Source organism: Streptomyces racemochromogenes, assembly GCF_044129415.1.
GTDB classification, from domain to species: Bacteria; Actinomycetota; Actinomycetes; order Streptomycetales; family Streptomycetaceae; genus Streptomyces; species Streptomyces racemochromogenes_A.
Genome location: NZ_JBBDHD010000028.1, coordinates 23,165 through 46,326, shown reverse-complemented (window position 1 = coordinate 46,326; position 23,162 = coordinate 23,165). Strand labels below are relative to the sequence as shown.

The window sequence follows — 23,162 nt, the reverse complement described above, 5'->3', positions numbered from 1 at the left end:
CGGTGTGACCGACGAACCGAACGCCCCCGCGCTGCTCCGCGCCGCCGCCCGCAACAACGCCGAATGGTGCGCGGCCGTTTCCCGTGCCGGCCACTTCCGCCGCGGCCTGTGGTGCAGCCCCCGGCGCACCCCGCCGCTGTACCCCGACGCCGTCACCCTCGCCCCCTCGGCGACGGCCGCCGAGGTGCTCGCCGGCGTCGACACCGCCACCCCCGGCTGCTCGGTGAAGGACAGCTTCGCCTCACTGGACCTGGCCCCGGACGGGTTCGAGGTCCTGTTCGAGGCTCAGTGGGTGCACCGTCCGGCGGGGGCCGCCGTCGCACCGGCCGGCGGCCGGCTGGAGTGGGACGAGGTCGAGGCCCCCGGGGAGCTGGGACGCTGGGAGGCGGCCTGGTCCGGCGGCGGGCGCGGAGGGGTGTTCCACTCCGGACTGCTGCGGGAGGGCATCGTCTTCCTGGCCGGCCGTGACGGGGGCCGGATCGAGGCCGGGGCCGTCCTCAGCACCGGCGGCGGGGTGGTGGGCGTCTCGAACGTGTTCGGCGGGAGCGGGCCGGACGCCGAGGCCGCCCGGGCCTTCGCCCTCGGCACGGCCTCCCGCCACTGGCCGGAGCTGCCGGTGGTGGGCTACGAGCACGGCGCGGACCTGGACGCCGCCGTACGCGCCGGGTTCAGCCCCCTCGGCCCGCTGCGCGTCTGGCTCCGCACGTCCTGAGCCCGGGCCGGACCACCGCGGTCCGGCGGAGATCCGCCCGGCACGGTGCACACCGGCCGCCCGCGCCGGGGCCCGCGCCCGGCCTGGCGTGGGGCGACCTCGTCGGTGCGGAGTGGGCACGGACCGTCCCGAGCCCGCCCCCGGGCGCGGCTGCCGGCAGACCCGTGCGGTGGCCGCCGTCCCGGGGCCGGGCTCCCTGTTCCGCCGCGGTCCGCGCGGGGCGCCTGCCGGCAGGGCGTGCCCGGACCGTCCGTGGGCGTCCCGGGGTCCGCGTCCGGTGCGGGACGCCGGTCTCCGGCGAGCGGTGCACGGCCGGCCCGTCCGGGCGGCTGCCGGTCCGCGGGCGGCCGGGGCCGCCGGCCCGGGCCGTTCAGCCGCCGCTCAGGTCCAGCCGCGGTACGTCCGGTCTGTCGAAGCCGAAGACCTGGGCGTACAGGGAGAGTTCCGCCTCCAGGGCCCGCACCATCGTCTCCGCCCGCCGGAAGCCGTGGCCCTCGCCCTCGAAGGCGAGGTAGGCGTGCGGGACCACGGGTGTCCGGGCGCGGAGCGCGGCCAGCAGGCGCTGTGCCTGGGCGGGCGGGCAGACGGGGTCCTCCAGGCCCTGGAGGAGGACGAACGGGGCGGTGATCCGGTCGGCGCGGGCCACGGGCGAGCGTTCGCGGCACCGCAGCTCCAGGGTCTGCGGCGGGCCGACGAGGCCGTCGGTGTAGTGGGACTCCAGATCGTGGGTCTCCGCGGCGAAGCCCCGCAGGTCCAGGACCGGGTAGATGATCGCCGCGCAGGCGTACAGGCCGGTGGCGGCCAGGGAGGCGGCCGCCGTCCAGCCGCCCGCGCTGCCGCCGCGGATCGCGAGGCGGCGGGGGTCGGCGGTGCCCTCGTCCGCCAGGGCGCGGGCGACGGCCGCGCAGTCCTCCACGTCGACGACGCCCCACTGTTCGCGCAGCCGCTCGCGGTAGGCGCGGCCGTAGCCGGTGGAGCCGCCGTAGTTCACCTCGACGACGCCGATGCCGCGCGAGGTGAAGTAGGCGATGTGCAGGTCCAGTACGGGCGGCACGTGGCCGGTGGGGCCGCCGTGCGCCCACACCACGTACGGGGGCGCTTCGTCGGCGGGGGCCCGCACGGCGGGGTGGTGGGGCGGGTAGACGTGGGCGTGGATCTCGCGGCCGCCGGGGCCGGGGAAGGTCCGGGTCTGCGGCTCGGGGTAGTGGGCCGGGTCCACGGGGTCCGCCGCCCGGGCGCCGACCACCCGGGCGTGTCCGGTGGCGGTGTCCAGCTCGACGACCTCGTACGCGCTGCGCGGGCTGGCGGCGACCCCGTAGACGCGGGTGCCGCTGATGGCCAGGCCCGGCTGCCAGGCCGTCCAGGGCCCCGCTGCGTCCACCAGGTCGCCGGTGTCGGGGTCGAGGACGCCGAGGACGCAGGAGCCCCGGCCGTGCAGCACGGCCACCGGCCCTTCGGGCAGCGGCGCCAGCCAGGTCAGCCCCGGCTGCCACAGCGGGCCGCCGAACTCCTCCTCGCGGGGGCACAGGGCGACGGCCCCGCCCCCCTCGGTGTCCACCCGGTACGGGTTCCACCAGCCGCTGCGGTCGCTCACCGCGAGCAGGCTCCCGTCGGCGGCCCAGGCCAGCTGGGCCACCGCCTCCCGCGGCCCGCCGAACACCGTGCGGGGCGGGCCGAGCGTGCCGTCGGGGCGTACGTCGGCCAGCTGGAGTTCCGTTCCGTCCCAGGGCATCCGGGGGTGGTCCCACACCAGCCAGGCGGCGCTCCGCCCGTCGGGCGAGGGCTTCGGCCCGGTGCGGAAGCGGTGGCGGTCGTCGGTGAGCTCCCGGACGGCGGCCCGGTCATCGGCGGCGGAGCCGTCCAGCGGGACGGCGGCCGCGACCCGGCGCACGTCCCCCGGGGCGGGGCCGGTGAACTCCTCCAGCACGCACCAGACTTCGGCCCCGCGCAGGACCGGGTCGGCCCAGCGCAGCCCCCCGCCGGTCGCCGAGACCGGGGTCAGCGGGCGGGGCGGCGGGGCTCCGGGGGCGTCGGGCTCGTGGGCGTAGAGCCGCTGGTCGGCGTGGTGGACGAACACCACCAGCGGTCCCCGGCCGGCCCGTTCGGCCCCCGCCCAGGGCAGGCCCCCGTACTCGGTGAGCCGGCTGCGCACGTTCCAGGGCGCGGGCAGCACGGACCGGGCGGGGCCGCCGTCGGCGGGCCGGCGCACCAGGGTGCGGCGGCCGCCCTCCTCGGGGCGGGGTTCGGTCCACCACACGTCGGCGCCGACGGTGCCCACGTACTCCGGGCGCCCGTCGTGGGCGGCCGCGTGGGCGGCGGTGAGCGGCGAGGGCCAGCTGCCGTAGGGGGCGCAGGCCGCGGCCGCCGCCATCACCGGGCCCCCATCACAGGTTCCGCAGCGCGCGGTCCAGGACGCGGACGCCGAAGTGCAGGGCCTCGACGGGGACCCGCTCGTCCACGCCGTGGAACAGGGCCCAGTAGTCGAAGCCCGGCGGCAGCTTGAGCGGGGAGTATCCGTAGCCGGTGATGCCCAGGCGGGAGAACTGCTTGGCGTCGGTGCCGCCCGCCATGCAGAAGGGGACGGCGTGCCCGTGGGGGTCGAAGTGCTCGACGGCCTCCCGCAGGACGGCGTAGGTCCGGCCGTCCACGGGGGCTTCGAGGGCGACCTCGCGGTGGTGGAACTCCCAGTCCACGTCGGGGCCGGTGAGCTCGTCGAGGACGGCCGCGAACTCGGCCTCGCCGCCGGGCAGGGTGCGGCCGTCGACGTATGCGGTGGCGCGGCCGGGGACCACGTTGAGCTTGTAACCGGCGCTGAGCATGGTGGGGTTGGCGCTGTTGCGCAGGGTGGCCTCGACGAGGGCCGCGGCCGGCCCCAGCTTGCCGAGGACGGCTTCGAGGTCGGTGCCGGGGGCGCGCGGGTCGACGGACAGCCCCTGGAGGGCGGCGAGTTCGGTGATGCAGGCGGCGACGGTGTCGGTGAGGCGCAGCGGCCACTCGTGGTCGCCGATGCGGGCGACGGCGGCGGCGAGCCGGGTGACGGCGTTGTCCCGGTTGGGCTTGGAGCCGTGCCCGGTGCGGCCGTGCGCGGTCAGCTTCAGCCAGGCGGTGCCGCGTTCGCCGGCGGCGATGGGGTAGAGGGCCCGGCCGGGGCCGGTGTGCAGGGTGAAGGCACCGGACTCGCTCAGGCCCTCCGTACATCCCTCGAAGAGGTGCGGGTGGTGGTCGGCGAGGAAGCCCGAGCCGTCGACGGCGCTGTCCTCCTCGTCGGCGGTGAAGGCGATGACCACGTCCCGGCGCGGGCGGGCGCCGGTGCGCGCCCAGGCCCGTACGAGGGCCAGCACCATGGCGTCCATGTTCTTCATGTCGACCGCGCCGCGGCCCCAGACCACCCCGTCGCGCACCTCTCCGGAAAAGGGGTCGACGCTCCAGTCGGCGGCCTCGGCGGGGACCACGTCGAGGTGGCCGTGGACGAGGAGGGCGGGCGCGCCGGGGTCGGTGCCCTCGACCCGGGCCACCACGTTGGTGCGGCCCGGGGTGCGTTCCAGGAGGACGGGGTCCAGGCCGGCCCCGGCGAGGCGCTCGGCCGCGTACTCGGCGGCGGGCCGTTCCCGGCAGTCGCCGCCGCCGCGGTTGCCGGTGTCGATGCGGATCAGCTCGGAGGTGAAGGCGACCACCTCGTCGAAGGCGGCCGCGTCCAGGGACCCGTCGGCGGCGGCCGCGAACGGGCCCGCCGCGAGGGGGCCCGCCGCGCCGGGTCCGCCGTGCAGCCGTTCCATGTCAGCCATACTGCTCCTCCAGAGCCGCCGAGACGACCGTGGTGACCGCTTTGAAGGTGCGGATCGCCTCGTACATGGTCCCGCTGGTGTACGCGATCCGGCGTTCACCGGTCCGTTCGACGCCCGGTACGACGGTGGCGGCCATCGACAGGTGTTCCGCGTCGAACTCCACCTCCATGGTGTGCGGGCCGCCGCGCACCGGTTCGTGGCGGACGGCGAGCTTCACGGCCTCCGTGGCGGCCGCCCGGATGTCGGCGGCGGTACGGGCCGGGGTCCGGCAGACGGCCGCGTAGCGCGAGACGTGGTCCTTGACGGCGACGGTGCGTGCGTCCGGGGCGTAGCCGGCGGCGTCGGCGCAGGTGAGGTCGTCGCCGGTGACGAGGATGACGGGGACGCCGTACTCGGCGACGACGTGGGCGTTGAGGACGCCCTCGCTGGCGCGCAGTCCGTCGAGCCAGACCCCGGTGAGGGAGTTGGCCAGGTAGGTGTGGGCGAGGACGCCCTCGGCCCCGGCGCCGGTGTGGTAGCCGACGAAGGCGACGCCGTCGACGTCGCCGTGCTGGACGCCCTCGACCATGGAGAGGGACTTGTGGCGTCCGGTGATCATCTCGGCGCGGGCGTCGAGCTTCTCCAGCAGCAGGTTGCGCATGGTCCAGTGGGCCTCGTTGACGAGGACCCGGTCGGCGCCGCCGTCGTGGAAGCCGAGGATCGCGGCATTGACGTCGGAGGTGAACATGCCCCGGCAGCGCTCCCATTGCGGGGTGCCCGGCAGCACGTCGGCGGGCCAGGTGACGCCGGTGGCGCCTTCCATGTCGGCGGAGATGAGGATCTTCATCGGGCCCCCGGTGGGTCGGGTCGACTGGGGCCCCACCCTAGCCGCCCGGGCGCTCCCCGGCCCGGGGCCACGCCCGGGCCGCGCGGGGCGCGGGGCGCGACCCGGCGCGCGTGCGGCCCGGGCGCCGCGAACGTCCGCCGCGGGGCCGGGAAATCCACCCGAACCGGTGAGCCGCGCCAGGGGAGTTGGCCTGACGGGCCGGAGGCGTCGGTCAGGCCTCGACTTCCCGGGCCAGGTTGTCGAGGACGGTGTCGTAGATGCGGCCGAGGCCCTTGGGCGCGAAGGTGCGCTCGAAGAAGCCGCCGATGCCGCCCGCGCCGTTCCAGACGGTGCTGACGACGGCCTTGGACTTGCCCTCGCCGGCCGGGGTGACGGTCCAGGTGGTGACCATGGAGGAGTTGCGGTCCTTCTCCACGAGCTGGCCGTCCGTGGGCTCGGTGACCTCCAGCAGGCAGTCGCGGACGCGCTTGCTGGTGGCCTGGAGCTTCCAGTGGACCAGGGTGCCCTCGCCGTCGCCGCCCTCGCGCACCTCGTACTCGCTGAAGTGCTCGGGGAGCAGCTTGCCCCGGGTGCCGGTGTAGTCCGCCAGCGCGTCGAAGACGGTCTCCGCGTCGGCCCCGATGATGCGCTCCGTGGTGGCCTCGACCTGCGCCATACCTGTTCCTCCAGCAGTTGTGTCCGTTCTTCGCGGCAAGCCAACCACCTCGGGGGCGGCCGCCCAAATCCGGGGGCCGGGGCGGACCGCGCCCGGCGGGGGCCGGGGACCGGCCGGAGCGCCTCCCCGGCCCTTCCGCCGAGCGGTCCGCGGCCCCCTCCGCCGTGCGGTCCGCGGCACACCCGGGGTACTCCGTCCGCCGTCCCGGGCGGGGGCGGCGCGCGGGCCCGGCGGGGGCCGTCGACCCCTCCGGGTCCCGGGCGGCCGGGGCCGCGGCGGGCCCTCCCCTGACCCGGACGCCGCCCGACGGGTCATCACATCGGGCCAATAGGCGCCCCAATCCCGCTTTCCGGGCCCGGTTTCCGGGACGATTCCGCCCAGACCCCTCGGCTGGGAGGCCCCATGCTCCACCCCGTACCGCACCCCGCGAAGCAGCGCGGCCCCGTGAAGAGGCGCGCCGCACTGCTGCTGGCGATCTCCACGGTCGCCGCCGCCCTCGCGAGCCCCGTCACCGCCGCCGCGCCCGCGCCCGCGCCCGCCCCGGCCGCCGCGGGCCTGCGCTGGACCGGCTGCGCGACGCCCCGCTACCCGACGCTGCAGTGCGCCTCCCTCCGGGTCCCCCTCGACCACGAGCGGCCCTCCGGGCGGCAGATCTCCCTGGCCCTGACCCGGGTCCCGCACACCTCCCCCGCCTCCTCCTTCCAGGGCCCGCTGCTGGTCAACCCGGGCGGTCCGGGCGGCAGCGGCCGCGCCCTGGCCGGGTTCGTGGCGGCGGCCCTGCCCAAGGACGTGGCGGCCGAGTACGACGTGATCGGCTTCGACCCCAGGGGCGTGGGCAGGAGCGAGCCCGCGCTGGACTGCGGGGCCGGGCACTTCAAGCCCGTGCGGCCGGACTCGGTGCCACTGGACGCGGCCACCGAGGAGGCCAACCTGGACCGGGTGCGCTCCTTCGCCGAGTCCTGCCGGACCAGGCACGCGGACGTGCTCCCGTACGTCGGCACCGTCTCGGCCGCCCGCGACCTGGAGGTGCTGCGCACCGCCCTGGGGGCGCCGAAGGTCAGCTACTTCGGCTACTCCTACGGCACCTACCTGGGCGCGGTGTACGCCAAGCTGCACCCGGACCGGGTCCACCGGCTGGTGCTGGACTCCGTGGTCGACCCCGGCGGCGTCTGGTACGAGGACAACCTGGCCCAGGACCAGGCCTTCGACGCCCGCCACAAGGCGTTCCTGGCCTGGGTGGCCCAGTACGACTCCGCCTACCACCTGGGCACCGACCCGGCCGCCGTGGAGCGGCGCTGGTACGGGATGCGCGAGGCGCTGCGCGGGACCCCGGCCGGCGGGAAGGTGGGGCCGTCCGAGCTGGAGGACACCTACATGCCGGGCGGCTACTACAACGGCTACTGGCCGCACCTGGCCGAGGCATTCGCGGCGTACGCGGTGAAGGGGGACCCGAAGCCGCTGGTGGCGGCGTACGAGCGGTTCGGCGCGGTGGAGCCCTCGGCGGGCAACTCCTACAGCGTGTACACGGCGGTGCAGTGCCGGGACTCGGCGTGGCCGAAGGACTGGAACAGGTGGCGGGCCGACATGTGGCGCACGCACGCCAAGGCGCCCTTCATGACCTGGAACAACGCCTGGTACAACGCGCCGTGCGCGTTCTGGCCGACGGAGCCGCTCCAGGCCCCGGACGTCACGAACACGGCGCTCCCCGGCGCGCTGCTGTTCCAGGCCACGGAGGACGCGGCGACCCCGTACGAGGGCGCGGTCGGCATGCGGCACCGGCTGGCGGGTTCGGCGCTGGTGGTGGAGCAGGGCGGGGGCAACCACGGGATCGCGCTGGCGGGCAACAAGTGCCTCGACGAGAAGCTCGCGGCGTACCTGAGGACGGGTCAGGCCTCCGACGCCACCTGCCCGGCGCAGCCCGCCCCGAAGCCGACGACGCAGACCCGGGCGGTCCCGTCCTCGGCGGGCGGCGCCGCCCTGCACGGGCTGCTGGGCTTCCGGGGCTGACCTCCGGCGGGCAAGATCGTCACATGACGCAGCCTGCCTTCGCTCCCGCCGCGCACGACGGCGGCCACCTCGCCCGGATCGCCGCGCCGGAGGGGGTGGCCCCCGGAACCGGATACAGCCACGTCGTCTGGGGCACCGGACGGTTCGTGGCCGTCTCCGGGCAGTGCGCCCTCGACGAGAAGGGCGAGGTGGTGGGCGAGGGCGACGCCGCCGCGCAGGCCCGCCAGGTGTTCGAGAACCTGCGGCGGTGCCTGGCGGCGGCCGGGGCGGGTTTCGAGGACGTGGTGAAGCTGACGTACTTCGTCACGGACGTGGCCCACCTCCCGGCGGTCCGGGCGGCCCGCGACGAGGTCATCGCCCCGCACCTCCTCCCGGCCTCCTCGGCGGTCCAGGTCGCCGCGCTGTTCCGTCCGGAGCTCCTGCTGGAGGTGGAGGCCTTCGCGATCGTCCCGGCCCGGACCTGAGGCTCCCGCCCGCGGAGCCCGACGGCTCGTACGCCCTAGGCGTCGGGGTGGTGGGCCATCAGGCGGTTCAGGGCGTCGGTGGCCGCCAGGGCCAGCCTGGGGTGGGCCTGGGCGCGGACCAGGACGTCGCGGGCCCGGGCGTCGGCCAGGGCGCCCAGCCCCTCGACGCAGGCCAGGGCCACCCGCCAGTAGGGGTCGTGCGGGGCGAGCAGCCGCGACAGGGTCGAGATCAGCGCCGGGGCCGACTCGGGTGCCCGCAGCGCGGCCAGCAGCCGCACCGGATGCAGGGCGTAGGCCGTGCGCAGGGTATTGGTGGCGAGGGCGGCCGCGGCGCGGGCGGTGCGGGGGTCGCCGAGCACGCCCAGGGCCTGCGCGGCGGCCTCGCAACGCGCCGGGTCCCGGTGGTTGAGCAGCAGGACCAGCGGCTCGAACGCCCGGCGGTCGCGTGCCATCCCCAGCCGGTACGCGGCCAGTTCGCGGGCCCACAGGGGCTGGCCGGCCGCTGTCAGCGAGGCGGCCAGCCCGTCCGGTCCGGCCGCCAGCAGCGCCTCGTACCCGGGCGATCCGTCCGCCTCCGCCCGCAGGCGCTCCAGTACCTCGTTCACGCGGCCACCCTAGGGCTCCGGGGGCCGCGCCACGCCCGCTTCGGCCGAGTTCCCCCGCCCGGCTGATCGATCATCGATGATCGGTACATTTGGGCGGTACAGGTCACATCTCCGCGCTCTGGCGCACGAGTTACCGCCGAGTTACTGTCTTTTACACACGCACGGGACCGGCCTGGTGACGCAGCCGCCCCGTGCCAGTCGGTTCACCGCACCACCCGTACGCACGGCAGGACCCCGGGACAGGGTCGTGCCGCCAGGCCCGCCGCGCCCGCTCTCAGGGCGCGACCACCCGGCTTCCGCCCCGAACGGCGGGAGCCCGGCGCGGCACGCCGTACGGCTCTCCACGCACCGCGTCGACGACGCACGGCCCCGTGCACGGCGTCGCCCTCCGCGTTCCCGCACGCCCCGCACCACCGTGCCGTACGGCACCCCGCGCGCACCGTGCGCCGCGCGCGCCTTCCTCAGTCGTCACCCTCATTCCACTGGAGTCCCGCGATGGACCTTCCGTCCACGTCCAGTCCCTCCTCCCCCCACACCATCGCCGTCGTCGGTCTCGGCACCATGGGCACCGGCATCGCCGAGGTCCTCGCCCGGGCCGGCCGTGAGGTCGTCGGCATCGACGTCAGCGAGGCGGCCGTCCGCCGGGCCGCCGGGGCCCTCGCGGCCGCCACGGCCCGCTCGGTGGCCAAGGAGAAGCTGACCGAGGAGGAGCGCGGGCAGGTCCTCGCCCGCTTCCGCACCTCCACCGAGCTCTCCGCCGCCGCCGACGCCGACCTGGTCATCGAGGTGGTCCCGGAGGACTACGACCTCAAGCACCGGGTGTTCCAGGAGCTGGACGCGATCGTCCGGCCCGACACCGTCCTGGCCACCGGCACCAACGCGCTGTCCGTGACCCGGCTCGCCGCCGAGTCGCTGCGGCCCGAGCGCGTCCTGGGCATGCACTTCTTCAACCCGGCCCCCGCGATGAAGCTCGTCGAGATCGTCTCCAGCGTGCTGACCTCGCCCGCCGCGGTCGAGGCGGTCACCGCCCTGGCCCGGGAGCTGGGCAAGGAGCCCGTCGCGGTCGGCGACCGGCCCGGCTTCGTCGCCGACGGCCTCCTCTTCGGCTACCTCAACCAGGCCGCCGCGATGTACGAGGCCAAGTACGCCTCCCGCGAGGACATCGACGCGGCCATGAAGCTGGGCTGCGGCCTGCCGATGGGCCCGCTCGCCCTGCTCGACCTGGTCGGCGTGGACACCGCCCGTACGGTCCTGGAGGCCATGTACGCCTCCTCCGGCGACCGGCTGCACGCCCCGGCCCCGATCCTGGGCCACCTCGTGGAGGCGGGCCTGACCGGGCAGAAGGCGGGCCGCGGCTTCTACACGTACGAGGCCCCGGGCAGCCCGGTGGTCGTCCGCGACCTCCAGACCCCGCTGGACGGCTCCCTGCTGGGCTCCGGCCGCCCCGTCCACTCGGTCGGCGTCGCCGGCTCGGGGACCATGGCGAGCGGCATCGCCCAGGTCTTCGCGCAGGCCGGCTACCCGGTGGTGCTGGCGGCCCGCAGCCAGGAGAAGGCGGAGACCGCGAAGGCCGCGATCGGGAAGTCCCTGGACCGTGCGGTGTCCAGGGGCCGTCTGAGCGAGGAGGCCGCCGCGCAGACCCTGGACCTGATCACCCCGGCCGGCTCGCTGGAGGCCTTCGCCGAGGTGGACCTGGCCGTGGAGGCCGTCGCCGAGGACCTGGAGGTCAAGCAGCAGCTGTTCGCGGGCCTGGACAAGGTCTGCAAGCCGGGCGCGGTGCTGGCCACCACCACCTCCTCGCTGCCGGTGATCGCCGTGGCGCGGGCCACCGAGCGCCCGCAGGACGTGATCGGCATGCACTTCTTCAACCCGGCTCCGGCCATGAAGCTGGTCGAGGTGGTCCGGACCGTCCTGACCGCCGACGACGTCCACGCCACGGTGCGCGAGGTTTGCGGCAGGGTCCGCAAGCACGCGGTGGACTGCGGCGACCGGGCGGGGTTCATCGTGAACGCGCTGCTGTTCCCGTACCTGAACAACGCGGTCAAGATGGTCGAGCAGCACTACGCGAGCCTCGACGACATCGACGCCGCGATGAAGCTGGGCGGCGGCTACCCGATGGGCCCGTTCGAGCTGCTCGACGTGGTCGGCCTGGACGTGTCGCTGGCCATCGAGAAGGTCCTCCACCAGGAGTTCCGCGACCCGGGCCTGGCCCCGTCGCCGCTGCTGGAGCACCTGGTCGCCGCGGGCTGCCTGGGCCGGAAGACCGGCCGCGGATTCCGTGAGTACGCCCGCCGGTAGGGGGACACCCCCTCAGCCGCCGGGCCCCGAACAGGATGCGTGGGGAGGGCTGCTCGGGTCCGCCGGACCCTCACGGCGGACAGACCCTCCCGAGCCCAGTGCGGGCCCTCCCCCGCATCCACCCCCCGCCCACCCCCCTCCGGCGCGCGCGCCCGCCCGGATGAAGTACTTTCGCTCTATGTCCCAGCCCGCCAAGACCTCACCCCGCTCCGCCTCGGCCTCCGACGCCCCGGAGGGCACGGCGGGCACCCGGGCGGCCGCCCAGCGCCTGAAGATGCGCCGCGAGCTCGCCGCGGCGGCCATGGAGCTGTTCGCGACCAAGGGGTACGAGGCCACGACGGTCGACGAGATCGCCGCGGCCGCCGGGGTGGCCCGCCGGACCTTCTTCCGGCACTTCCGGTCCAAGGAAGAGGCGATCTTCCCGGACCACGACGACACCCTGATCCGCGCCGAGGCGGTCCTGGACGTGGCCCCGGCGCACGAGCACCCGCTCGACACGGTGTGCCGGGGGATCAAGGAAGTCATGAAGATGTACGCCGCCTCGCCGGCGGTGTCGGTGGAGCGCTACCGGCTGACCCGTGAGGTGCCGGCGCTGCGGGAGCGGGAGATCGCCTCGGTGGCCCGCTACGAGCGGCTGTTCACCCGCTACCTGCTGGCCCATTTCGACGAGACCGACCACCACGACGGCAACGACGACCCGCTGCTGGCGGAGGTGGCCGCCTCGGCGGTGGTGACCGCGCACAACCACGTGCTGCGGCGCTGGCTGCGGGCCGGGGGCCAGGGGGACGTGGAGGCGCAGCTGGACCACGCCTTCGCGATCGTCCGCAGGACCTTCGGCTCCGGGATCGGCGCCGGCCGGTCCCTGGGCGGTGCTCCGGCGGCTCCGCAGACGGCGGTGCGCACCGAGGGCGAGGTGCTCGTCGCGGTGGCCCGCACCGACGCCCCGCTCGACGAGGTCATGCGGACCATCGAAGAAGCGCTCAAGAACAAGTAGGTCACTCGCGTCACAGCGGCCGCTCCCGGTTCGGGGGCGGCCGCTTTCGTTTGTCCGGCTTGCCCCTACTCGTGGGTAACTCTGATCGATCATCGCTCATCTGCGCAGGTCAGTAGGCAAATGAGAGAAATTTTTGGCACGCAGTGCCTTGCCGAGTGACACGGGGTGCCATACGTTGAACTCGTCCGGACGTCCCCGCGGTCCACGCCCACTCGGCACGGAACGCGCCCCGGATGCCTGCGTCACCAGGCCCCCCGCCCGCCCCACCACAGGCGCGGCCGCACCACCGCTCGCCGGACCGACGGCACCCCGCAGCACCCACCACAGCTCCCACGCACGCAACGCGTACCCCTCAGCGCACCCTCAAACAGCGCTCAGCCGGAGGCAACACCGTGAAGGACATCCTGGACGCGATTCAGTCGCAGTCCGCCACCGCCGCAGACTTCGCGGCGCTGCCGCTGCCCGACTCGTACCGCGCGATCACCGTGCACAAGGACGAGACCGAGATGTTCGACGGTCTCGCCAGCCGCGACAAGGACCCCCGCAAGTCCCTGCACCTGGACCAGGTCCCGGTGCCGGAACTCGGCCCGGGCGAGGCCCTGGTGGCCGTCATGGCCTCCTCGGTCAACTACAACTCCGTGTGGACCTCGATCTTCGAGCCGCTGTCCACCTTCGGCTTCCTGGAGCGCTACGGCCGCCTCTCGGAGCTCACCAAGCGCCACGACCTCCCGTACCACATCATCGGCTCCGACCTCGCGGGCGTCGTCCTGCGCACCGGCCCCGGCGTCAACGCCTGGAAGCCCGGTGACGAGGTCGTCGCGCACTGCCTGTCGGTCGAGCTGGAGTCCTCGGACGGCCACAACGACACGATGCTCGACCCGGAGCAGCGCATCTGGGGCTTCGAGACCAACTTCGGCGGCCTGGCGGAGATCGCCCTCGTCAAGTCCAACCAGCTGATGCCCAAGCCCGACCACCTCAGCTGGGAGGAGGCCGCGAGCCCGGGTCTGGTCAACTCCACCGCCTACCGCCAGCTGGTCTCGCGCAACGGCGCCGGCATGAAGCAGGGCGACAACGTCCTGATCTGGGGCGCCAGCGGCGGCCTCGGCTCGTACGCCACCCAGTTCGCGCTGGCCGGCGGCGCCAACCCGATCTGCGTCGTCTCCTCCCCGGAGAAGGCCGAGATCTGCCGGTCCATGGGCGCCGAGGCGGTCATCGACCGCAACGCCGAGGGCTACAGGTTCTGGAAGGACGAGCAGACCCAGGACCCCAAGGAGTGGAAGCGCTTCGGCAAGCGCATCCGCGAGCTGACCGGCGGCGAGGACATCGACATCGTCTTCGAGCACCCGGGCCGCGAGACCTTCGGCGCCTCCGTCTACGTCACCCGCAAGGGAGGCACCATCACCACCTGCGCCTCCACCTCGGGCTACATGCACGAGTACGACAACCGCTACCTGTGGATGTCGCTGAAGCGGATCATCGGCTCGCACTTCGCGAACTACCGCGAGGCCTGGGAGGCCAACCGCCTGATCGCCAAGGGCAAGATCCACCCCACCCTCTCCAAGACCTACTCCCTGGAGCAGACCGGCCAGGCCGCCTACGACGTCCACCGCAACCTCCACCAGGGCAAGGTCGGCGTCCTCGCGCTCGCCCCCGAGGAGGGCCTGGGCGTCCGCGACCACGAGATGCGTGCGAAGCACCTCGACGCCATCAACCGCTTCCGCAACATCTGAGACGCCCAAGGACCCGAGGGACAGCCTGAGATGACAGAGCGCCAGAAAGACCGTCCGTGGCTCATGCGGACGTACGCCGGCCACTCCACGGCCGAGGCGTCCAACGAGCTGTACCGCCGCAACCTCGCCAAGGGGCAGACCGGCCTGTCGGTGGCCTTCGACCTGCCGACGCAGACCGGCTACGACCCGGACCACATCCTCGCCCGCGGCGAGGTCGGCCGGGTCGGCGTCCCGGTCTCCCATCTGGGCGACATGCGGCGGCTGTTCCAGGACATCCCCCTGGAGCAGATGAACACCTCGATGACGATCAACGCCACCGCCATGTGGCTGCTGGCGCTCTACCAGGTGGCCGCCGAGGAGCAGGGGGCGGACATCTCCAAGCTCCAGGGCACCACCCAGAACGACATCGTCAAGGAGTACCTCTCGCGCGGGACGCACGTCTTCCCGCCGGGCCCGTCCCTCCGCCTGACGACGGACATGATCGCGTACACGGTCAACCACATCCCGAAGTGGAACCCGATCAACATCTGCTCGTACCACCTCCAGGAGGCCGGGGCCACCCCGGTCCAGGAGATCTCGTACGCGATGTCCACGGCGATCGCCGTCCTGGACTCGGTGCGCGACTCGGGCCAGGTGCCCCAGGAGCGCTTCGGCGAGGTGGTCGCCCGGATCTCCTTCTTCGTGAACGCGGGCGTCCGCTTCATCGAGGAGATGTGCAAGATGCGCGCCTTCGGCCGCATCTGGGACCAGGTCACCCGCGAGCGCTACGGCATCGAGGACGCCAAGCAGCGCCGCTTCCGCTACGGCGTCCAGGTCAACTCCCTCGGCCTGACCGAGGCCCAGCCGGAGAACAACGTCCAGCGCATCGTCCTGGAGATGCTGGCCGTCACCCTCTCCAAGGACGCCCGCGCCCGCGCGGTGCAGCTGCCCGCCTGGAACGAGGCGCTCGGCCTGCCCCGCCCCTGGGACCAGCAGTGGTCGCTGCGCATCCAGCAGGTCCTCGCCCACGAGAGCGACCTGCTGGAGTACGAGGACATCTTCGCCGGCTCGCACGTCATCGAGGCCAAGGTCGACTCCCTGGTCGCCGACTGCCTGGCCGAGATCGGCCGGATCCAGGAGATGGGCGGCGCGATGGCCGCCGTCGAGTCCGGCTACCTCAAGTCCCAGCTGGTCTCCTCGCACGCCGAACGGCGCGCCCGGATCGAGTCCGGCGAGGACAGGATCGTCGGGGTGAACTGCTTCCAGCAGACCGAGGAGAACCCGCTCACCGCCGACCTCGACGGGGCGATCATGACGGTCGACCCGGCGGTCGAGGAGCTCACCGTCGAGCGGATCCGGCGCTGGCGCGCCGAGCGCCAGGAGGCCTCGGACCGGCAGGGCAACGGCGACCCGTTCGTCTTCCCGACCGTCGGCCAGGCCCTGGACCGGCTGAAGGAGGCCGCCGCCGGGACCGAGAACCTGATGGAGGCCACCCTGGAGTGCGCCCGGGCCGGGGTCACCACCGGCGAGTGGGCGAACGCCCTGCGCGAGGTCTTCGGCGAGTTCCGCGCCCCGACCGGGGTCTCCTCGGCCCCGGTGGCGGTCACCGCCGAGGAGGGCACCCCGCTGGCCCTGGTCCGCGAGAAGGTCGCCCGCACCGCGGACGAGCTGGGCTCCGGCCGGCTGCGCCTGCTGGTCGGCAAGCCCGGCCTGGACGGGCACTCCAACGGCGCCGAGCAGATCGCCGTCCGGGCCCGTGACGCCGGCTTCGAGGTGGTCTACCAGGGCATCCGGCTGACGCCCGAGGAGATCTCGACGGCGGCACTGGCCGAGGACGTGCACTGCGTGGGACTGTCCATCCTGTCCGGTTCGCACAGCGCGCTCGTCCCGGACGTCCTGGAACGCCTGCGCACGGCGGGGGCGGCCGACATCCCCGTCATCGTCGGGGGCATCATTCCGAACGCCGACGCCGTGACGCTCAAGGCGGCCGGAGTCGCCGCCGTCTTCACACCCAAGGACTTCGGTATCACGGAGATCATCGGCCGTATCGTCGACGAGATCCGGAAAGCGAACAAGCTCGACCCCCTGGAGGTCTCCGCATGACCACGCCCACGTCCCCCGTGAACCGGCTGCGGCCGCGCCGTTCCTGCCTCGCGGTGCCGGGCTCCAACCCCCGGTTCCTGGAGAAGGCCCAGGGCCTGGCGGCCGACCAGGTCTTCCTGGACCTGGAGGACGCCTGCGCGCCGCTCGCCAAGGAAGGCGCCCGCCACACCATCGTGGACGCGCTGAACAACGGCGACTGGACCGGCAAGACCCGCGTGGTGCGCGTCAACGACTGGACCACCCACTGGACGTACCGCGATGTCATCACGGTCGTCGAGGGCGCCGGCCAGAACCTCGACTGCATCATGCTGCCGAAGGTCCAGGACGCCCAGCAGGTCGTGGCGCTCGACCTCCTGCTGACCCAGATCGAGAAGACCATGGGCTTCGAGGTCGGCAAGATCGGCATCGAGGCGCAGATCGAGAACGCCAAGGGCCTGGTGAACGTCGACGAGATCGCCGCGGCCTCGCCGCGCCTGGAGACCATCATCTTCGGCCCGGCCGACTTCATGGCCTCGATCAACATGAAGTCCCTGGTCGTGGGCATGCAGCCGCCCGGCTACCCGGCGGACGCCTACCACTACATCCTGATGCGGATCCTGATGGCGGCCCGGACGCACAACCTCCAGGCGATCGACGGCCCCTTCCTCCAGATCCGCGACGTGGACGCCTACCGCGAGGTCGCCGGCCGCGCCGCCGCCCTGGGCTTCGACGGCAAGTGGGTGCTGCACCCCGGCCAGGTCGAGGCGGCCAACGAGGTCTTCTCCCCCTCCCAGGAGGACTACGACCACGCCGAGCTGATCCTCGACGCCTACGACTGGTGCACCTCCGAGGCGGGCGGCAAGAAGGGCTCCGCGATGCTGGGCGACGAGATGATCGACGAGGCCAGCCGCAAGATGGCCCTGGTCATCGCCGGCAAGGGCCGGGCCGCCGGTATGCAGCGCACCACCAAGTTCGAGATCCCGGAGGCCTAGGCCATGCAGTTCGGACGCACGTACGAAGAGTTCGAGGTCGGCGCGGTCTACAAGCACTGGCCGGGGAAGACGGTCACGGAGTACGACGACCACCTCTTCTGTCTGCTGACCATGAACCACCACCCGCTCCACCTGGACAGCAATTACGCCGAGAACACGACCGACTTCGGCAAGAACGTCGTCGTGGGCAACTACGTCTACTCCCTGCTGCTGGGCATGTCGGTGCCGGACGTCTCCGGGAAGGCCATCGCCAACCTGGAGATCGAGTCCCTGCGGCACGTGGCGCCGACCTTCCACGGCGACACGATCTACGGCGAGACCACGGTCCTCGACAAGACCCCGTCGAAGTCCAAGGACGACCGCGGGATCGTCCACGTGGAGACCAAGGGCTACAAGCAGGACGGCACCCTCGTCTGCGTCTTCCGGCGCAAGGTGATGGTCCCGACCGAGACGTACATCAAGGCGCGCGGCGGCGAACAGCCCGGCCGGCCCGAGCTGAAGGAACAGGGGAAGTAGCCATGGCCCGACTCGCCCAGACCGCCGGGCTCACGGACGTCCAGCAGGAGATCCTGAAGACCGTCCGGGAGTTCGTCGACAAGGAGATCATCCCGGTCGCGACCGAGCTGGAGCACCGCGACGAGTACCCGCAGCAGATCGTCGACGGGCTCAAGGAGCTCGGTCTGTTCGGCCTGATGATCCCGGAGGAGTACGGCGGCCTGGGTGAGTCGCTGCTCACCTACGCGCTGTGCGTCGAGGAGATAGCCCGCGGCTGGATGTCCGTCTCGGGCATCATCAACACCCACTTCATCGTGGCGTACATGCTCAAGCAGCACGGCACGCAGGAGCAGAAGGAGTACTTCCTCCCGCGCATGGCGCTGGGCGAGGTGCGCGGCGCGTTCTCGATGTCCGAGCCGGGGCTGGGCTCCGATGTGTCGGCCATCACGTCCAAGGCGGTCAGGGACGGCGACGAGTACGTCCTGAACGGCCAGAAGATGTGGCTGACCAACGGCGGCACCTCGACGCTGGTCGCGGTCCTGTGCCGGAGTGACGAAGGACACCCCGAGGGCACGGCCCCGCACAAGTCGATGACCACCTTCCTCGTCGAGAAGGAGCCGGGCTTCGGGGAGGTCCGTCCGGGCCTGACCATCCCGGGCAAGATCGACAAGATGGGCTACAAGGGGGTCGACACCACCGAGCTGATCATGGACGGACTGCGCATTCCGGCCAATCGGGTCCTCGGGGGCCAGACCGGCCGAGGGTTTTACCAAATGATGGACGGGGTCGAGGTCGGCCGCGTCAACGTGGCGGCCCGTGGCTGCGGCGTCGCGCAGCGTGCGTTCGAGCTGGGTGTCTCGTATGGCCAGCAACGTCACACTTTCGGCAAGGCCATCGCCCAGCACCAGGCCATCCAGTTCAAGCTGGCCGAAATGGCTACCAAGGTCGAAGCGGCCCATGCCATGATGGTGAACGCAGCACGCAAAAAGGACTCCGGGGAACGAAACGACCTCGAAGCCGGCATGGCGAAGTACCTCGCCTCCGAATACTGCAAGGAGGTCGTCGAGGATGCCTTCCGCATCCACGGCGGCTACGGATTCTCGAAGGAGTACGAGATCGAGCGTCTCTACCGGGAGGCCCCGATGCTTCTGATCGGTGAAGGTACCGCCGAGATCCAGAAAATGATCATCGGGCGCCGCCTGCTGGAGGAGTACCGACTCCAGGGCTGAAAGTCCCTTTTACGGTGATTCTTCCCACGGTTTTCCGTGGGAGGATCACTGGCAGTCACTGGCTGGGGGGCATCGACTCGGCTTCTGGCTTGCCCAGTTGTTGCGCGCAACCGATAGCATTCCAGTAAAGCCGCCGTCCCGTCCCCCCGTTTGCGGCGCGGCAATCACCCGCTACGAAGGTCATCCATGCCCCACAGCCAAACCTCTGCACCTCGCGACAGCCGACTCGGCGTACGCCTCGCGCGCGGAGCATCGCCGTGGCTTCTGCCGACCGTTGCCACCGCGGCCCTCAGCCTGACCCGGGCCCGCAAGTCCGGCCGCTGGGCCGCTGTGGCCGTGCCCACCACCGCGCTCGCGGCGGGCATGCTGTGGTTCTTCCGCGACCCCGAGCGCGAGATCGCCCAGGGCCGCGTCATCTCGCCGGCCGACGGCGTGGTGCAGAGCATCATGCCGTGGAAGGACGGACGCACCCGCGTCGCGATCTTCATGAGCCCGCTGAACGTCCACGTCAACCGCGCGCCCCTGGCCGGCACGGTGACGTCCGTGGAGCACATCCCCGGCGGGTTCGTCCCGGCGTTCAACAAGGAGAGCGAGAACAACGAGCGCGTCGTCTGGCACTTCGACACCGAGCTCGGCGACATCGAGATGGTGCAGATCGCCGGCGCCGTCGCCCGTCGCATCGTCCCGTACCTGCCGGCCGGCACCAAGGTGGAGCAGGGCGAACGCATCGGTCTGATCCGCTTCGGCTCCCGCGTCGACATCTACCTCCCGGAGGGCGTCGAGGTCGCGGTCGAGGTCGGTCAGGCCACCACCGCGGGGGTGACCCGAATTGACCGTGACTGACCCCGAGACTCCTGCCACCGGCTGGGTGCCCGAGTCCGCCCCGGAGGAGTCCGCCGAGGACGACATGCCGCTCTCGCTGCGGCTGTCGATAGCGGACACGCTCACCCTGGGCAACGCGACCTGCGGATTCATGGCGGTGTACTTCACCACCACCGGGATCCTCATTCCGCACCTCACCGGCAGCGGCGAGTCCGGCATGGCCCGGCACAGCGCGGCGACCGCGGTGATACTGATGCTGCTCGCGGCGGTCTTCGACCTCTTCGACGGCATCGTGGCCCGCAAGCTGCGCAGCTCCCCGATGGGCGCCGAGCTGGACAACCTCTCCGACCTGATCAGCTTCGGCCTCGCGCCGGCGTACTTCGTGCTGGTCTACGGGATGGTCGCCGACGACGCGCACCAGAAGGTGTCGGCGCTGGCGGCGATCGTGGTCCTGCTGGCCGTGGTCCTGCGCCTGGCGAGATTCAGCTGCGTGACGATGAAGGACGGCATGTTCCAGGGCATGCCGAGCCCCTTCGGCGCGCTGACGGTCGTCTCGATCGTCCTGCTGGAGCTGCCGTTCGTCCCGACGCTGCTGGCGATCGTGGGCGTGGCCTGGCTGATGGTGAGCCGGGTCGAGTACCCGAAGCCGCGGGGGGTCCTCGCGGCGGCGATGCTCAGCTGGATCGTGGGGGCCATGGGGCTCCTGGCGGCCTGGGCGTTCGACGCGCCGGGCGGCCAGCTGCTGCTCCAGACCGGGTGCGCGCTGCAGATCGCCCTCGCGGCGACGATCCCGCTGTTCGCGACGACACGGCGGGCGAACACGTTCCGCCACAACCGGCGCGAGGCCCGTGCGGCGCAGCTGCCGTAGCGCTGCCGCTCTCCTCCGAAGGCCCCGGGGTCCCACGTGACCCCGGGGCCTTCGCCGTCCCCGGGGCCCGTGCCGGGGCCGGCCATGGCTGCGCGCAGCGGTGGGCCGGCCCCCGGGAGGGCTGGGCTTGATGTCGGAAAACCGCCAGCCCGACACCCGGCGCACCGGGATGCTGGAGCCATGTACACCGACACCGACCGCTGCGTCAGGGCCGTGCAGTCGAAGGACGCCCGTTTCGACGGGTGGTTCTTCACCGCGGTCCGGACGACCGGCATCTACTGCCGGCCCAGCTGCCCGGCCGTGCCGCCCAAGGTCGAGAACATGAGCTTCCTGCCCAGCGCGGCCGCCTGCCAGCAGGCCGGCTACCGGGCCTGCAAGCGGTGCCGTCCCGACACCAGCCCCGGCTCGCCGGAGTGGAACGCCCGCGCCGACGCCGTCGCCCGCGCGATGCGGCTCATCCAGGACGGAGTCGTGGACCGCGAAGGGGTCCCGGGCCTCGCCGCCCGCCTCGGCTACTCCGCCCGGCAGGTCGAGCGGCAGCTGAACGCCGAGCTGGGCGCCGGGCCGCTCGCCCTGGCCCGCGCCCAGCGCGCGCAGACCGCCCGGCTGCTGATCGAGACCTCCGAGCTGCCGATGGGTGACGTGGCCTTCGCCGCCGGTTTCTCCTCCATCCGGAACTTCAACGAGACCGTCCGCGAGGTCTTCGCCCTCACCCCCGGCGAGCTGCGGGCCCGCGCCACCCGGGCGGGGCGGCGGGAGCCGCGGATCCCCGGGACCCTGAGTCTGCGGCTGCCCTACCGGGCCCCGCTCAACCCCGACAACCTCTTCGGCCACCTCGTGGCCACCGCCGTCCCCGGCGTGGAGGAGTGGCGCGACGGGGCCTACCGGCGGACGCTGCGGCTCCCCCACGGCTCCGGGATCGTCGCCCTCACCCCCGGTCCCGACCACATCGGCTGCCGGCTCGCGCTGACCGACTTGCGGGACCTGACCATCGCCATCAGCCGCTGCCGGTGGATGCTCGACCTGGACGCCGACCCCGAGGCCGTCGACGGCCGGCTGCGCACCGACCCGCTGCTGGCTCCACTGGTGGACAAGGCGCCCGGGCGCCGGGTGCCCCGTACCGTCGACGCCGCGGAGTTCGCCGTACGGGCGGTCCTGGGCCAGCAGGTGTCCACGGCCGCGGCGCGGACGCACGCGGCCCGCCTGGTGACCGCGTACGGGGAGCCGGTCGCGGACCCGCAGGGCGGCCTGACCCATCTGTTCCCCTCCCCCGGGACGCTGGCGGGCCTCGACCCCGAGGCCCTGTCGATGCCGCGCAGCCGCCGCACCACCCTCACCACCCTGGTCGCGGCCCTGGCCGACGGCTCCCTGCCGCTGGGCATCGACAGCGACTGGGAGGCGGCCCGCGCCCGGCTGAACGCCCTGCCGGGATTCGGACCGTGGACCACCGAGATCATCGCGATGCGGGCCCTGGGCGACCCGGACGCGTTCCTCCCCTCCGACCTGGGGGTCCGCAAGGCCGCCAGAGCGCTGGGGCTGCCCTCCACGCCCGCCGCGCTCACCGCCGGCGCGGCCGGCTGGCGGCCCTGGCGCGCGTACGCCGTCCAGTACCTCTGGGCCACCGACGACCACCCGATCAACCGCATGCCCGCAGAAGGAGCACCGTCGTGACCAGCACCAGGCAGCACACCGTGGTCGACAGCCCGTACGGGGCGCTCACCCTCGTCGCCGCCGACGGGGTCCTCAGCGGGCTGTACATGACCGGCCAGCGCCACCGCCCGGACGAGGAGTCCTTCGGCGAGCGGGTCGCGGCGGCCGAGGAGCCGTTCCCGGAGGTGGTGCGGCAGCTCACCGCCTACTTCGCCGGGGAGCTGACCGAGTTCAGCGTCCCGGTGCGGCTGGAGGGGACCGCCTTCCAGCGCAGCGTCTGGGAGCAGCTCGTCCGGATCCCGTACGGGCAGACCTGGTCCTACGGGCGGCTCGCCGCGGAGCTCGGCAAGCCGGGCGCCTCCCGTGCGGTGGGCCTGGCCAACGGGAAGAACCCGGTCGGCATCATCGTGCCCTGCCACCGCGTGATCGGCGCCTCCGGCTCGATGACGGGCTACGGCGGCGGGATCGAGCGCAAGGTGCGGCTGCTGGAGTTCGAGAGCCGTGGTGCCGGCGCCCGTTAGGGCGTCAGACCACGGCCAGGGGGACCAGGAGGGCGAAGCCCGCGCCCGCCTCGACGGCGTAGGCGTAGAGGGACGGGTGCTGGACCGGCGCGGCGAGCAGCACCACGCTCTGCTGGGTCGCGGCGGCCTTCACCCAGTCGTCGTCGGCGCCGAGCCGGCCCTGGTACCAGCCCTCGCAGGGGCCCGGACCGGTGACGGCGAGGACGTCGTCCTCCCGGCGGTAGAAGGCCTGCCAGCCCTCGGCGGGTGCGGACCAGGCCTCGAAGTCCTCGAAGTTGGCCCAGCCGCCCTCGCGGATCGCGGTGTCGAACAGCCAGACCGGCATCCCCTCGGGGGAGACCTCGCCGCCCGACTGCTCCTCGGTGGTGAAGTGGACCATGGGAAGGGCGTCGGGACCGTCGGCCGTGCTCGGCCAGGCGTACATCGTGATCATCTGTTGATTCTGCCC

General features: G+C 73.1%; 20 protein-coding genes. 14 read left to right on the top strand and 6 right to left on the bottom strand.

Annotated elements, in window-relative coordinates; translation table 11 throughout:
• The first annotated feature begins 4 nt into the window (after window positions 1–4).
• Window positions 5–712 carry a hypothetical protein gene (locus WDV06_RS13855; protein ID WP_395510011.1) on the top strand — a complete coding sequence of 236 codons (708 nt, stop codon included), beginning with the start codon at window positions 5–7 and terminating at the stop codon, window positions 710–712.
• Window positions 713–1,082: 370 nt separating this feature from the next.
• On the opposite strand, the gene WDV06_RS13850 is transcribed toward WDV06_RS13855, so the two are convergent.
• The 4 genes from WDV06_RS13850 to WDV06_RS13835 all read right to left on the bottom strand — a co-directional run bounded on the left by WDV06_RS13850 (window position 1,083) and on the right by WDV06_RS13835 (window position 5,978).
• Window positions 1,083–3,083, bottom strand: a complete 2,001-nt coding sequence (locus WDV06_RS13850; protein ID WP_395510010.1) for a S9 family peptidase — start codon at window positions 3,081–3,083, stop codon at window positions 1,083–1,085.
• 13 nt (window positions 3,084–3,096) lie between these two features.
• Entirely contained in the window at window positions 3,097–4,497 is a 1,401-nt protein-coding gene (locus WDV06_RS13845) for a M20/M25/M40 family metallo-hydrolase (protein ID WP_395510009.1), read from the bottom strand.
• Window positions 4,490–5,323 (bottom strand): M55 family metallopeptidase, encoded by an 834-nt coding sequence (locus WDV06_RS13840; protein ID WP_395510008.1) that lies wholly within the window; start codon window positions 5,321–5,323, stop codon window positions 4,490–4,492. The genes WDV06_RS13845 and WDV06_RS13840 overlap by 8 nt, the downstream gene beginning before the upstream one ends.
• Before the next feature lie 211 nt (window positions 5,324–5,534).
• On the bottom strand, window positions 5,535–5,978 hold the full coding sequence (locus WDV06_RS13835; RefSeq protein ID WP_042813038.1) for an SRPBCC family protein: 444 nt from the start codon (window positions 5,976–5,978) through the stop codon (window positions 5,535–5,537).
• 402 nt (window positions 5,979–6,380) lie between these two features.
• Between WDV06_RS13835 and WDV06_RS13830 the strand changes: the two genes are divergently transcribed.
• Window positions 6,381–7,985: an alpha/beta hydrolase gene (locus WDV06_RS13830; RefSeq protein ID WP_395510007.1), complete on the top strand. Its 1,605-nt coding sequence runs from the start codon at window positions 6,381–6,383 to the stop codon at window positions 7,983–7,985.
• Window positions 7,986–8,008: 23 nt separating this feature from the next.
• Complete coding sequence (locus tag WDV06_RS13825) at window positions 8,009–8,449, top strand: RidA family protein (RefSeq protein WP_395510006.1); 441 nt, start codon at window positions 8,009–8,011, stop codon at window positions 8,447–8,449.
• A gap of 35 nt (window positions 8,450–8,484) precedes the next feature.
• Here the strand turns inward: WDV06_RS13825 and WDV06_RS13820 are convergent, their stop codons facing one another.
• On the bottom strand, window positions 8,485–9,054 hold the full coding sequence (locus WDV06_RS13820; RefSeq protein ID WP_395510005.1) for a HEAT repeat domain-containing protein: 570 nt from the start codon (window positions 9,052–9,054) through the stop codon (window positions 8,485–8,487).
• 495 nt (window positions 9,055–9,549) lie between these two features.
• On the opposite strand from WDV06_RS13820, the gene WDV06_RS13815 reads away from it, so the two are divergent.
• The 11 genes from WDV06_RS13815 (at window position 9,550) to WDV06_RS13765 (ending at window position 22,714) form a co-directional block, all read left to right on the top strand.
• Window positions 9,550–11,352 carry a 3-hydroxyacyl-CoA dehydrogenase family protein gene (locus tag WDV06_RS13815; protein ID WP_395510004.1) on the top strand — a complete coding sequence of 601 codons (1,803 nt, stop codon included), beginning with the start codon at window positions 9,550–9,552 and terminating at the stop codon, window positions 11,350–11,352.
• Between the two features lie 178 nt (window positions 11,353–11,530).
• On the top strand, window positions 11,531–12,346 hold the full coding sequence (locus WDV06_RS13810; protein ID WP_395510003.1) for a TetR family transcriptional regulator: 816 nt from the start codon (window positions 11,531–11,533) through the stop codon (window positions 12,344–12,346).
• A gap of 392 nt (window positions 12,347–12,738) precedes the next feature.
• A complete protein-coding gene (gene ccrA / locus WDV06_RS13805) occupies window positions 12,739–14,076 on the top strand; it encodes a crotonyl-CoA carboxylase/reductase (protein WP_395510002.1) in 1,338 nt (445 codons plus the stop codon).
• A 30-nt stretch (window positions 14,077–14,106) separates the two neighbouring features.
• Entirely contained in the window at window positions 14,107–16,158 is a 2,052-nt protein-coding gene (locus WDV06_RS13800; protein ID WP_395510001.1) for a protein meaA, read from the top strand.
• Window positions 16,155–17,129: an HpcH/HpaI aldolase/citrate lyase family protein gene (locus WDV06_RS13795; RefSeq protein ID WP_395510000.1), complete on the top strand. Its 975-nt coding sequence runs from the start codon at window positions 16,155–16,157 to the stop codon at window positions 17,127–17,129. The genes WDV06_RS13800 and WDV06_RS13795 overlap by 4 nt, the downstream gene beginning before the upstream one ends.
• A gap of 3 nt (window positions 17,130–17,132) precedes the next feature.
• Window positions 17,133–17,645, top strand: a complete 513-nt coding sequence (locus tag WDV06_RS13790; RefSeq protein ID WP_395509999.1) for a MaoC family dehydratase — start codon at window positions 17,133–17,135, stop codon at window positions 17,643–17,645.
• A 2-nt stretch (window positions 17,646–17,647) separates the two neighbouring features.
• Window positions 17,648–18,853, top strand: a complete 1,206-nt coding sequence (locus WDV06_RS13785; protein WP_395509998.1) for an acyl-CoA dehydrogenase family protein — start codon at window positions 17,648–17,650, stop codon at window positions 18,851–18,853.
• A gap of 186 nt (window positions 18,854–19,039) precedes the next feature.
• Window positions 19,040–19,696 (top strand): phosphatidylserine decarboxylase, encoded by a 657-nt coding sequence (locus tag WDV06_RS13780; protein ID WP_045951332.1) that lies wholly within the window; start codon window positions 19,040–19,042, stop codon window positions 19,694–19,696.
• Window positions 19,683–20,543: a CDP-diacylglycerol--serine O-phosphatidyltransferase gene (gene pssA / locus WDV06_RS13775; RefSeq protein WP_245692688.1), complete on the top strand. Its 861-nt coding sequence runs from the start codon at window positions 19,683–19,685 to the stop codon at window positions 20,541–20,543. Before WDV06_RS13780 ends, pssA begins: the two co-directional genes overlap by 14 nt.
• A 180-nt stretch (window positions 20,544–20,723) precedes the next feature.
• Window positions 20,724–22,214, top strand: coding sequence for an AlkA N-terminal domain-containing protein (locus WDV06_RS13770; RefSeq protein WP_395509997.1), 1,491 nt, complete (start codon window positions 20,724–20,726; stop codon window positions 22,212–22,214).
• Window positions 22,211–22,714 (top strand): methylated-DNA--[protein]-cysteine S-methyltransferase, encoded by a 504-nt coding sequence (locus WDV06_RS13765; RefSeq protein ID WP_395509996.1) that lies wholly within the window; start codon window positions 22,211–22,213, stop codon window positions 22,712–22,714. The genes WDV06_RS13770 and WDV06_RS13765 overlap by 4 nt, the downstream gene beginning before the upstream one ends.
• A 4-nt stretch (window positions 22,715–22,718) precedes the next feature.
• Here WDV06_RS13765 and WDV06_RS13760 read toward each other — a convergent pair whose 3' ends face one another.
• Window positions 22,719–23,147, bottom strand: coding sequence for a hypothetical protein (locus WDV06_RS13760; protein ID WP_395509995.1), 429 nt, complete (start codon window positions 23,145–23,147; stop codon window positions 22,719–22,721).
• Window positions 23,148–23,162: the final 15 nt, after the last annotated feature.